Genomic DNA, 13,004 nt, shown 5'->3' on the forward strand with positions numbered 1-13,004 from the left:
ATTACTGATATAGCTCAATTCCCTTTTATTTAAATCTTTATCCCCACCGAAAGCAGAAAGCTCCGCCCGTCAGAACTCCAGACACCCGCTCCGGGATACATAGTCGGTCTTTTGGTAAAATATTGCTTATCGGTCATGTTGTTGATCCCCAGTCGCAAAGTATAGGCTTTACCAAGGCGGAGCGTTGCATTCAGATCCAAAAGTCCGTAGCCCGGCACTTTTCCAATGGTTCCATTTGCCGAAGGTTCGACTGTATTCAGCGGGTTTGCAAAATTGGAACTGACATAACTGTACTGCAATGTAGACGACAGCTTTTTGTATTCCAGCTGCACCCCATTCCGCGAAATCCACGCAGGTACACCCTCAACCCTGTTGCCCGCCACGCTTTTATTCTCATTACTCACCACCGCATTTCCCTTGATATACCTGGCGTCGAAATAGGAAGTTGAGGTAAAAAAGGAAAGTAGTCCTGCGGAGGCAGCTTCATCATCTGTTTTAAATGGTGTTGCTTCCAAATACATTTCCAGACCGCGGGTGCGGCTGTCGCCGGTTGTGGTCCGTAGCAGATAGGCTGTTCCATTTTCATCACGCATGGATACGGTCCCCATTCTGTGGTTGATCAACACCTGGAACACACTGATATCGTACTTCAAAATACCTTTTACATTCCCGCTGATACCGGCTTCCAGATTATACCCGTACGCATCTTTGAGGTTCTTGTCTACCCTTTCCAGCACAGAAGCCGGGATGATATCTTTAAAAACCACCGGCCGGTAAGCCTGTGAAAATCCGGCATAGGCGCGGCTGTTGCTGCTGATCCTGTACTGAGAGCTGATCCCGAAAAGCGGGAACCTGTGCCTGATGCTGTTGGGAAGGTTGCCCGGATCGTAATAGCTGATCTTACCTGTCATATCCGTTGCGCCGCTCTCAATCCGAAAGCCGGGCGACAGTGTCCATCGCGGAGTGATAAAAATGAGGTTTTCAATGAATGCGGCTGTATTTTTTGTCTTCATGTAAAGATCGCGGCCGAATACCGGATCAGTTAATGTCAGATCGAAATCACTGCCCGTGGTACCTTTGCCCAGCTGCCGCCTCCGCAGGTTATTGTGCATAAACTGCACGCCCGCAGAAAACACATTGCTGATCCCGGCAAACTGATACTGGTGCAAAAGCCGGAATTCGGAAGTGAAACTGCGGAAATTATCAATATCCACCTGTCTGGCGCGATACGATCCGGTGGTGGAACTGATCGTATCGGGTACATTGGCGAATGCATCAAACATGACGCTGTTCCGTGCGCCGTAAACGCCGGAAGCCGTGAATTTGAGCTGGGTAGCGGGATTGATCTTCCAGTCGACCGTGAAAGAAGGAATGTATATATCCGGGTTGAAATAGTTACGCGAACGTGTTGACTGCCGCGGATCCGCCCCGAACATCGCGTCCGTCAGCGGACCGGGTATCTGGTAAATGTACTTAGACCTGCCCAACTCCGCCTTGATCCGCAATGAGCGGCTTACTTCGTAGGATAGACTGACAAACTGCGACTGCGCATCAGAACGCGCGTTTTTCCGGTATCCGTTTGAATGCCGGTTTTGATAATATGCCTGGTAAGTCAGCTTGCCTACCTTGCCCCCGATTGCATTATAAGAGCTGAAAAGGCCGAAAGAGCCTGCTGAATTGATTGTTTCAAATGTGATAGCGCGTGTCGTATCAGGATCTTTGGTAATGTAATTGATCATACCGCCAAACTGTGCCCCGAATTGAAGCGACGCAGTACCACGCACCAGCTCCACCCGCTGGATGGATTCCATGGCAGGACTGTAATGACTGGCCGGATAACCATACATATCGGAGTTGGTGATCACGCCATTTTGCCTGATATTATATTCCCAGGAACGGTGCGGATCGAGGCCACGCGTTGAAATATTCACCTGATTGCCGCTTCCGTCCATATCATACACAAAAACACCAGGTATTTTTGCAAAAATATGCCTGCCCGTTTTCTCGGTGATATTCCCGTTCACACCTTCCATCCGGATCACTTCACTCTTCTTACCGGCCATGATGTAGGTATTATGCACATCCGGGAGTTGCTCTGTATGAATGATGTTCCTGCGCTGCTCGATTGTGACTTCTTTCAGGTCGAGTACTTTTTCAAAATCCTTTGTATCCTTTTTTTCATCCTGTCCATTTACATGAAAAGTAAGAGTTGTAAAAAACAGGATCAGAAGGTAAAAACCAGATTTCATTATCAGCTATATACAATTGGTTATCAATGGAAGAGCAAGTCAATACTGCCCCGTTTCGGGATGGAAAGTTTTCCAGCTATGCCAATATTCCTGATAAGCGTTGACGGGTTTCAGATCGTCGCCGGTACCTGCAATGCGATTGCCGAGTAAGTTATAGGCTGCTTTGTCGCTGTAAAGCGTATCGTTTTGCAGCCGGAGATTCTCCTTATGCGGATTTTCAAAAGCGAAAAAGCTCCTTTTATCAGCAGCGAGCATGACTACTACCGGAGCCGATCCGACCTGATCCATGATAAGCTGCTCCTTTTTCAGCCGGTTCCAGTCAAAAGCCTTACTTCCGTCACGGGTTTTGACACCTACTACCCACGATTTATCCTTCCATGAAAGTGAATCGCTGCGGGTCAGCATCGACTTGTTTTTCCCGCTTTCGTACCGGCTCATGGAATCGTATTTAGCCTGGTAAGCCGGGTCTGGCTGCATGATCCTGCTGTCTGGATGCAATTTCAGCCACTGTCGCAATGAAGTTTGTGAGCTGGCAATTTCAGGGAGCATTTTGCCTTTCAGCTCGCCCGCAATGGCCTCTCCATTGGCTTGTCTCCACCAGCTTCCTGTTGTTTCATCCTCAAACATTGCATTGAAATGGTCCATACCCACAAGTCTGAAATTGTCGGTTTTACCGTTTACAACAGGCTCAAAAACCCTTCCGGTCCGGCAGACCGTGCAATAGGTAACCATCACGGGTTTCCCACCCAAACTATCGCGTACCTGATGGTGATAACCAATAAATTGAATGGGATACGCTTTTGCTTCGCCATTGACGACCGCACCGATCACCAGCCTGTCGGCACTCACTTTGTTGGCGGCTGCATTTTGCATTAACAAGGTACCCGGCTGATAAAACATCGTATCCGCTGCCATTTCATAGTTAGCGGCATAAGTAACCCCGAATGCCACCAGCAGCAGCAAGCCAGCCGGACACTTCATCTTAGTCTTGAAAACGGCAACTGAACCAACCAGGATCAGCGCCCAGAACGTAATCCGGAAAACCCAGCGCCAGGTATGCAGAAAGTAGGCCAGGTCAATGCTGTTCATGCGTTGACTGCCAGGCATTGGCATGATGAAGTAAACTTTGGCTATTTCGTAAATTATAATCCCGATTACACCCAGATAGAAGAGCTTTTTCATTGATATAAAAATTTCTTGATTGACAGAAGAAACAAAGAAGCGCCCTTTGGCTGCGCTCAGGGTGACAATTAACAAAGAAACGCCCTTCGACTGCGCTCAGGGTGACAACTAACAAAGAAACGGGTTCGCCAGATGGCAAACCCGTTTGCCTAATATATTAACCTATGATATTCACTTTTAAATTGTTACTTACTGCGCGCTGTAAAAAGCAATGCAATTACGAATGGGAATGTGAAGACGAGCAACGCATTTCCAAAACCACCCAGCACACTCACCAGAGAGCCAATAAAAAACACGGCTGTCGCGGTAAAAAACCTTCCTATGTTAAAACAAAAGCCCGTTGCAGTGCCGCGTACCTGTACAGGAAACAGCTCTGGAATGTAGCTTGACAATGCACCCTGGCTAATCCCGAAGCAAAATGAAAGCACGGCTGTTTCGAGATAGACGATGTTGGAAAAAGTGTCATTTGTCAAAAACAGAATACAGCACATAATCAGGCAGCCCGTGAACACGGCGGTCAACGTTTTCTTTTTACCAAAACGATTGAGCAGAACACCCGAAAAAACACCACCGAGAATGCCGCCGGCACCGAGCAGGATCATGATCAGCCCCCGTTCCTTTTGTCCGTTTTCTCCGGCTGGAATTAAAGTTTGCACCCAGGTAGGAAGCCAGGAGAATATACCCCAGAGGCTAATCAGCACCGATCCGAATATGACAGAGCCTGAGATGAGGTTCCGCCGGTTTTCGCCAGAGAGCAACTGCCGCGGTTTCTTCCCTGCATCTTTGAGGTCACGCCATTTGGCGGATTCAGGAGCGAATATAAAAATGATCACTGCGGTTAGCACGGGAATGATACCAATGCCGAATGCGTTCCGCCAATCAGAGAAAATCAGGTTCAGGCTTCCGGTTGTAACAATGCCGACAGGGAAACAAACTGCCAGGATACCTAGCATAACAGCCCTTGTTTTGTCATCCCAAATCTCGGAAATGTAAACCGTGGAGATCAGCAAAACGCCGCCTACGCCCATCCCTGCGAAGAAACGGAATGCGATCAGGGCATATAAGTTTGGAACAATGGTAACCAGGCAGGTGAAAATTCCGTAAAGCGCGGTGACCAGCGTAAGTGATTTCACCCGGCCAATGCGATCACTCACAACGCCAAAAAACAAACCGCCGCACATCCAGCCGTACAGGTACAATGCATTGATATAAGCGCCTATCTCTCCCATTGCGGATTCACTTACCGGGCCGCCATTCAATTCGGGAATAGCTACCGGCAAGAACACGGACATCAGTGTTGAAACTGTCCCGCTGAATGTATAGCTCACAAAACACAATGCGAATGCAAGCCATTTTCCGGAAACGCTTTTCGATTTAGTACCTGTTATTTCGAGAGTTTGCATAGCTCCTGCGGTTATCTGAATAGCTGATCGAAATTCAAACTCACATAGTACAGCCCGCCCACAGCCGGCGAACCGTAAGCCTGCACGATATACTTGTTTGTGACGTTCGACCCGCCGATTTTGACAGTGGTTTTCAGCGACGGAATGCGATAGCTAATCTGGGCATCGAGCAGGTTGTAAGCCTGCACTTTGCCGGGGCGCATTTCGGTGAATGTACCATACCAGTCAAAGCTGCTTTGCCAGTGCCAGGCTATATTAAAGCCCAGTTTATCGGTCAGTTTTGGGTTGCCAAAAACTACATTCGACTTCCATTCGGGTGTGTTAAATGCGGGAATATTGTTGGCGTCGGCGTCTCCGATATTGAAGTCGATCCAGGTTGCATTGCCGCTCAGCCTGAAGTTCCGGGGCAGAGAATAAGTAAGTCCGGCACTTACACCCTGGATGGAAACCTGGTCAGCCGCATTGGTGTACAATTGAAAAAGCTGCCTGTCGGCACCCAGCAATTCGGCCGCCGCGGCAGGGTTTACCGATCCATCCGGCAGCAGGATATCCGACTTTGCCCGAGCTACCACGGTGTTGATCATAAAATCGGTATACTGGCTGTAATAATAGTTGACATCAAACAACAACTTCTTGCTTAACAAACCTTTATAGCCAATCTCATAGCTTTTTACTTTTTCAGATTTAATGTAAGGCACATCGGATTTTACCAGCTTATCCTTGTTGTTCGCAACTGCCTGAGGAAATGGCGTACCCTTCTGCATATCTGCACCAAATGCATTTGCAAACGCTGAGAATGAAGCAATGGTAACTGAATTCTCATAAGCGTTGAGCCCCTGCGAATTGACCGGCGCGCCACCTAAAATGATGATCGGCCCGACATTCAGCTTGATGAACTGATCACTGACGGTTGGGTTTCGAAATCCGGTCTGGTATGAGGCGCGGAAATGGTGATTTTCTGTTGGGGAAAAAACGGCGGACGCACGGGGCGTAAAGCGACCGTCGAAGTTCTCGTTCTTGTCATACCGGCCTGACAATGTAATTTTCAAATGATCTTTCCACAACGATTTGGAAGCTTGTGCAAAAACGCCATATTCTTCATTCGTCAGGTTCTTATCTTTATCGTCAAAAAGCGTCCCACCAGTTTTCAGGAAGTACTTTCTGTAATTTCCTCCAACCTGCAAATTGAAGATCTTCAATGCAGAGCTGAAATCGTACATTCCCTCAACGTGGCGCAGGCTGCATTCGCTGAGGATACCAGCGCCTGCCAAGCCTCTGGTTTTGATCAATGCATCTTTCGCGCTATCAAATTCTGAGCTGCCCGGCAAAATACGCCCCTGATCGGCAAAGGTGCGGGCTGCATTGTGATCTTTTGAAACAATGCCCCCAAGTGCTCCATTATAAGCTGCCGCATACCTTTCAAACCAGGCTGCGTCGGCTTTATCCGGCGATACGGTTGCTCCCGTCAGGTCCTTAACCCAGGTGCGGTTGATATGCTGGCCGAGTGCGCGGGTATTGTATGAGTTGGTCGAAAGCTCCTGGTTGGTGTAAGCTCTCACGTAAAAATTACTTCCGCGGAGTTCGAGTTTGTGTTGGATAAATTTAAAATCATTGATAACGAAACGGTTACTGCCTGTATACTGCGCAGTTCCCTGGTTAAAATTTCCCTGATAAATGGCTTCCAGCTTGTCGGTGATGCGATAATGCAGTGCCGCATTCAGTTTGAGGCTGTATACCCCGTAGGTAGCGAGGTCTTTCTCCTCATAGCCGGTACGCGATACCCGCCCAATGTTCGGAAGTGTCTGGGCCACTTCATCCCCGTAAATATTCAGCTGGTTCTTTCCAGGGTTATTCGGGCCTCGGTTTGCTTCCGGAGTATTAGGATCAATGTCCGTGTAATCGTTGGCATACCAGTCAGTCCCTTTCAGGTAAGATGCATTGACTTTGAAGGCAAACCTGTTGTTAAACGCCTTGGCATAACGGATTGCCAGATCGTACATCGGCTTGGCGCCCAGCCCGGTGCCGTCGTCAATATGGTTTACTCCGAATTTGGTCTGTGCACTGAGCCCCTGGTATTCAAACGGGTTTTTGGTACGTGTGTTCAGCATTCCATTGAACGCGATCGGACCGTACAAGGCAGATGCGGCGCCGGGAATTAACTCTGCACTTTCCACATCAATGTCGTGAGGGCCAAACAAATTGCCCATTGCAAAACCAAGTCCGGAAGGCTGGTTGTCCACACCGTCGACCAGCTGCAAGAACCGGCTGTTGCCTGTTGTGTTGAATCCCCGGGTGTTGATCTGCTTGTAAGTAAGGCTGCTCGTTACCATATCCAGCGATTTCATATTGATCAGACCGTCGTAAAAGTTAGCCGACGGTGTCTGCTGAATGGCGCGCGAATCCATTTTCTCAATACTGACCGGCGACCGCAGGATACTCTCTTCCACCCGCGACGCAGTCACAACCACCTGGCTCAACTCTTCAATGGCGGGCGCCAGATTAACTTTCAGGTTCTGGTCAGAAACCGCTTCCACTTCCTGGCGGGCATAGCCTACCAGTGAAATCACCAGCGTTGCAGGCAATGAAGTATTCAGCTCAAATGAACCTTCGGAGTTGGTGACTGCACCCGTATTTTTTCCTTTCACCGAAACCGACACTCCGGAAAGCGGCTTTTGGGATTCATTGTCAATAATTTGCCCCCTGATTTTAGCTGATTGCGCGACTGCGATTTGTGAAGCGGCAATGCAGAACAGGAGCATTACGAAGCGTAAATGTTTTTTCATACACGTCTATTTAAATAGTCAGGAAGGTTGATTTTGTTTTTTCAAATGATCGTAACCATTTGGCAATCTGTTGTAGCCATGGTCTTTAAGTCGCTGACCAAGGCCAAGATAAAATTGAGGATCAGTGGGAGCGACAGTCGCCGTTCCGTCCACATAGCGGTTGTACAGGCAAAACAGGGCGGCAATCAGTACGGTATCGTGGATCTCCAAGTCGGTAGCGCCTGCATTGCGTGCATAGGTTACCGTTTCCGGCGTCACCGCCTTTCCGCTGACCTGAACCAGCCGGGCGATTTTCAGGAGCGCCTTCATCTTTTCACTTACCGGCGCAGTATCAATATCCTGTTTCACCATTTCACAGGTTTCGTTCTCGCCCAGTAAAATATCCGCAGCGGCGGTGTGTGCCGCCGTGCAGAATTTACATTCGTTATTGTGCGACACGATGGTCGCGATCAACTCACGCTCGCCTTCGCTCAGACTGTTCTCTCCGCGAAGCAGAAACTGGGTCAGTAACCGGATCGGGTGCGCCGTTTCCTTGCTGTATTCCAGCAAGCCGGTAATGCCTGGCAAGTGGTCAGGCAGTGGTATATGTGGCATTTTGAGAGTGCTTTTAGTCTTGAAGAACCGGGAACCTGACGTAACCTGTGTGGGCCATACGTTGACCCATTTCGCGGTAGGCTTCGTTTTCCTGAGGTGCCCAGGTACCCAGTCCGTCGACATAGCGGTTAAACATGCAAAAAGCTGCGGCGATCAGCACGGTATCGTGGATTTCCTGGTCTGTCGCCTGCTCGGCTCTTGCATTTGCTACATCTTCGTCCCGCACTTCTTTTCCGCTTTGCTGCACTTTGGCAGCGATACGGAGCAAAGCGCGCAGTTTGGGAGATACTTCGATTTGTCTGAAATCATTTTTGATATCGTCAACCAAAGCCAGGTCACATTCCAGGTGCGCCATGGCGGCAGCGGCGTGGGAAGTGTGGCAGAAATGACAATTGTTAAGATGTGAAACGTAAGCTGCGATCAGCTCTCTTTCGCCACTGGTCAGTGAAGAGCTGCTCCTGAGTAAAGTTTCGGCTAATAGCTGCAAAGGTGCTGCCGTTTCCGGCCTGAAATTGAAAAGTCCGACAATGCCCGGAAGTGATTCGTCGGGCAGGGTAATATGTGCCATTTTCGGATGAATCGGTTATAGTAAATAGTTACTTGTCCCTTCCGGCAGATCGCAACATCAACAATCGTGCATAAACGCGGTCGTTTGTGCAAAATCTTGGCTCAGATCTTCGGAATGGGATAAATGGATTTACTATGCGCGATCGGGTGGCGGCGCGGGAATGGAAGAGTGCCTGTCGGATGTAAAGGCAGGTGTTGATGAAGGAATAATCAAATGGGAGGGAGTCCATTCCAGCACATAAAAGACGTGCTTTCTACCCTGGCCCATGTATTCTTTAAGGAAATTTTTGAGAATGCTGGAATGCTGATCTTTGGCATTGTCAGACTGTTGGCCGGTAACCTGATCATTGATCTTGGAAACCAAATCGGTAAACCTGTCACGAGCGGTTTGGTCCAGCTCACAATGCACGTACATGGTATCGTTTAGCAGCTGCTGGCTTTTCATCTGGTAAAACCTGCCTTCATGCCGGATCTGTCCTTCCACAGCTTCCGGCGTTTCCCAGTTGGTCTGATAAGGAACAGCCACAGGCACTTTGATGACAATATCCGCCGAGCTGGCCGACTGCTGAATCAGATCCGTATTCACTGCACTGATCTCATGCCGCTCTTCCAACAGGTAGACTATCGAATAGCCCACCATATTATAGAGCAAAAGCCCGAGCAGCATTATGGATAAAATCCCGCGCAATGTTTGAATAGGAAGAAAGATTGAACTTAGCAAAGTTAAAAATCCTCTGGAAGTATTTATATATACCAGAGGATTTTTTCAAAATTTCTAATGCAAATGCGTGAGGAATCTTCAATGAACCCTTTACTGATACTTACTCAGCTTGATTTGAGCAGAATTATATGCCGCAAAGAAGCCGAATCCACCTTTTACATTGGTATATACCGTGGCAGGTTCGGCAAACGGGTTGTCTGCATTGTTCCTTGCTTCCAATGATCGTTGATATTTGTAATAATGCTGATCTACATTCATTACCTCCAAAACCACATTGCTGATTTTGGTTTTGGGGTAGAATGTTATCTTCTTACCGTCCTGCTCTCGCTCACGGACTTCTGGCAAATCTAATTTTCCAATCGGTGATGTAAAAAGTGCTCCGTCCTGGTATTTATCAGTTTGGAGCGCATTTTTACCTTGCTGCCATTCCCAATTAAATTGAAACGGATAAGCTACCCGCTTTTCAGTAAATTTTCCTGAGGCTTCTTTGATCAGAACACTATATTCGATGTCCATTACTGCATCAACCCGATACTGATTCGTATCGCCGGGAATGTCGCGCCAGGTCATTCTCAATGTGATGGCTGTGTCTTTGTAAGTCTCTTCTTCAAAGACCAATGTATCAAAAACATAGGATGCTATTTGCGGCGCCTTGGCAGGCACTGTGCATTGTGCCGTCACGCTTCTTTTCCCATCTGAAACTAACAATGTATATGTTTTCCCAGGTTCAATGGGAAACTTTGATTGCTCTAAACTATAAAGGTTGTTTTCCGCATTATAAGGGATGGTTGCTTCCTTCACACCGTTGGTAATCCTGACAACCGCATTTTCCAGCCTTTTTCCCGTTGCTCCGGATTTAGAAAATAAAGGGACAGACTCCGTAACTATGACATTGATATGAGATAAATGGGGAGCAATTACAGAGCTGATTACCAGCCTTGATTCACTTTTTGGAAGCTTTGCATCCTGAATATCGTTCACAAAAGATTCACAGGCTGTCAATAGCCACCCAGCAGCCAACAAGAGCGGGCAGAGATATAATTTCAGATTTTTCATGGCCTAAAATTTGAAGTTGTAGCTTACGGAAGGAAGGACCGGAAAGAGGGAATACTTTTTCAGGCTGCGCTCTGTTACTCCCGCAGGCGTGACATTTTGCGCTAAATCATAGAAAAAGGGATTTTTATGATTATATGCATTATACACGCTAACCTCCCAGGTTCGTTCGTACCGTCTTTTTTTCTTGTGAAACTGAACAGAGAAGTCAAGCCTGTGAAAGGCTTCTGCCCGAAAATCATTTTTGCTGTCGAACTGCGAAATGTTCATTCCGTCTATGTTGCGGTTAAGCACCGTTTCGGAAGGGTTATACCGACTGAAAAAACTCATTTCCATCGCATTATATGTAGATGCTGGCACACTGAGCGCATTGCCGGTTCCATATACCCAGGTTGCAGATAAGGTAACCCGTTTGCTCAGCTCGTAAATGCCCACAATGGATAAATCATGGCGCCGGTCGTAGCGCGGATGAAATACCTTTCCATTATTCAGCTCGGGAAACTTCCAGTAAATCCATGACAATGTGTACCCTACCCAGCCTGAAAAGCGTCCGCTCTTTTTCTGCGCCAGGAATTCCGCGCCGTAAGACCAGCCGCTTCCAGATGTCACATTGTCTTCCCACTTGACATCCGTTGCATTCTCACCAGTGATTCCGATAAATGTTGCTCCCTCTTTATATCCAAGAATGTCATTCATATTCTTGTAAAATCCTTCGAGCGTAAATGTGAGCGCTGGCTTTTCAAGATCCTTCGCAAAGCCGAATGCAAACTGACTGGATTGTTGCGGTTTAATGCGGTCGGTACTTGTTACCCAAAGATCTGTCGGCAATCCCAACCCCGTATTCGATAAAAGGTGAACATACTGGTTCATTCTGGCGTAGGACACTTTCGCTGAAAAATCCGGCGCGAGCCTCAAAGCTGCTGAAAAGCGGGGTTCGGGGCGGATATAATCCTTTTCACGCGCCCGAAAGTAGCTGAGACGAAAACCCGCATTCATCTTTAAAGCATCAAATGCCTGCCAGGTATCTTCAATATACGCACCACCTTCCAGTGAATGTACCTGCTCTTTTTTCGGAGCAATCGGCTCGTCGCCAAATGCCCCCTGCACGTTCATTGCTGAGGGTATCGACTTGTGAAAGGTACCTTGCAAGCCGAATTTAATTGCGTGGGCAGCGACAGGATAGTAATCGAAATCGGTTTTGAAACTTAAATCCCTGATGCGCGAGCTGTAAGCAACACCTGACTCGCTCAGCGTCCGCTCTTGTCCCGTATACTCCTTGAAATTGCTGCTTGTATTAAAATAGAAATCGGTGAAGATGAGCGATGTATTCGCAAACAGTTTTCTATTCAGAATATGGTTCCAGCGCATTGTCGCTGTCGCATTGCCCCAGGACATATCTGCCCGCATTTGAAAGTCCGGCAGTTTTTCTTTGACGAAGAAGTTGTCACGCCCGAGGTATCCGCTCAGGTAAACCTTGTCTTTTGGCCCAAGATCATAATTGATCTTTGCATTCAGGTCATAGAAGTAGTAACCCGGCTGAAAGGTGTTCTCAGATTTTTTATTCAAATGTTTGATCACCGGAGCAGCCAGAATATCGATATAAGTTCTTCTTGCAGAGATAATGTAAGACGATTTGCCTTTGGCCAAAGGCGCCTCCAATGTGACCCGCGATGCAATCAATCCTATTCCTCCTTCTCCGTGCAGCTTGTCCTTACTGCCCTCTTTCATATTCATCTCGACTACGGAAGACAACCGGCCGCCATAGCGCGCGGGAAAACCTCCCTTGGTTAATTCGACATTCTTAATCGCATCACTATTGAATACGGAAAAGAAGCCGAACAGGTGACTTGCATTGTAAACAACCGCGTCGTCAAGTATGATCAGGTTTTGATCCGGCCCGCCGCCACGGACGTACAAGCCTGTTTGACCCTCGGTACCTTTTTGAACGCCTGGCATGAGTTGGAGCCCCTTCAAAACATCTTTTTCTCCAAACAGCGCAGGCATTTTCTTGATCTGGTCAATTGGAATTCCCACCGAGCTCATCCGTGCAGACCTGCTGACATAATCTTCCTGCTTCCTCGCCGAAATAACTACTTCTTCCAGCTGCCGGGCCGAGGAAAGAAAAACGTTAACCTCCATATTCCGATCAGCCTGAATGCGGCGGTCGGTTTTTTCATAACCAACAAGTGAATAGGAAATGGTCACGGAATCAGTTGGTGGTACAGTCAGTGAATAAAAACCATAGTTATTAGTAACTGCATTCGCCGAAGTTCCGGGTATATAAACATTCACTCCGGTCAGCAATTCTTCACTTCCCTGCTCTTTAACAAAACCGCTGATTGTTATACGTTCCTGCGCAAGTGCATAGTGAGAAATGAAAAACAAGCATACAACAGTATGTATCTTCATAATTGAGAGTGTGTTTGATGAAAAAGTGTTGCTTTTGCCGGTC

9 protein-coding genes are annotated in these 13,004 nt (G+C 47.7%); all 9 read right to left on the reverse strand.

Features of this window, described 5'->3' with window-relative positions; translation table 11 throughout:
* Nucleotides 1-29 precede the first annotated feature (29 nt).
* Nucleotides 30-2,249, reverse strand: coding sequence for a TonB-dependent receptor domain-containing protein (locus ASG33_RS23240; protein WP_056291266.1), 2,220 nt, complete (start codon nt 2,247-2,249; stop codon nt 30-32).
* A gap of 39 nt (nt 2,250-2,288) precedes the next feature.
* Complete coding sequence (locus ASG33_RS23245) at nt 2,289-3,431, reverse strand: DUF3179 domain-containing (seleno)protein (protein ID WP_056291268.1); 1,143 nt, start codon at nt 3,429-3,431, stop codon at nt 2,289-2,291.
* A gap of 185 nt (nt 3,432-3,616) precedes the next feature.
* Complete coding sequence (locus ASG33_RS23250) at nt 3,617-4,834, reverse strand: MFS transporter (RefSeq protein WP_056291270.1); 1,218 nt, start codon at nt 4,832-4,834, stop codon at nt 3,617-3,619.
* Nucleotides 4,835-4,845: 11 nt separating this feature from the next.
* Complete coding sequence (locus tag ASG33_RS23255; RefSeq protein WP_056291271.1) at nt 4,846-7,617, reverse strand: TonB-dependent receptor; 2,772 nt, start codon at nt 7,615-7,617, stop codon at nt 4,846-4,848.
* Between the two features lie 18 nt (nt 7,618-7,635).
* Nucleotides 7,636-8,211: a carboxymuconolactone decarboxylase family protein gene (locus tag ASG33_RS23260; protein WP_056291274.1), complete on the reverse strand. Its 576-nt coding sequence runs from the start codon at nt 8,209-8,211 to the stop codon at nt 7,636-7,638.
* A gap of 13 nt (nt 8,212-8,224) precedes the next feature.
* Nucleotides 8,225-8,779: a carboxymuconolactone decarboxylase family protein gene (locus ASG33_RS23265; RefSeq protein WP_056291276.1), complete on the reverse strand. Its 555-nt coding sequence runs from the start codon at nt 8,777-8,779 to the stop codon at nt 8,225-8,227.
* 132 nt (nt 8,780-8,911) lie between these two features.
* A complete protein-coding gene (locus tag ASG33_RS23270; RefSeq protein ID WP_229238824.1) occupies nt 8,912-9,499 on the reverse strand; it encodes a hypothetical protein in 588 nt (195 codons plus the stop codon).
* Nucleotides 9,500-9,589: 90 nt separating this feature from the next.
* Nucleotides 9,590-10,555: a DUF4249 domain-containing protein gene (locus ASG33_RS23275; protein WP_056291278.1), complete on the reverse strand. Its 966-nt coding sequence runs from the start codon at nt 10,553-10,555 to the stop codon at nt 9,590-9,592.
* A gap of 3 nt (nt 10,556-10,558) precedes the next feature.
* Nucleotides 10,559-12,961, reverse strand: coding sequence for a TonB-dependent receptor (locus ASG33_RS23280; RefSeq protein WP_056291280.1), 2,403 nt, complete (start codon nt 12,959-12,961; stop codon nt 10,559-10,561).
* Nucleotides 12,962-13,004: the final 43 nt, after the last annotated feature.

It is taken from the genome of Dyadobacter sp. Leaf189, from assembly GCF_001424405.1.
Taxonomy (GTDB): Bacteria; Bacteroidota; Bacteroidia; order Cytophagales; family Spirosomataceae; genus Dyadobacter.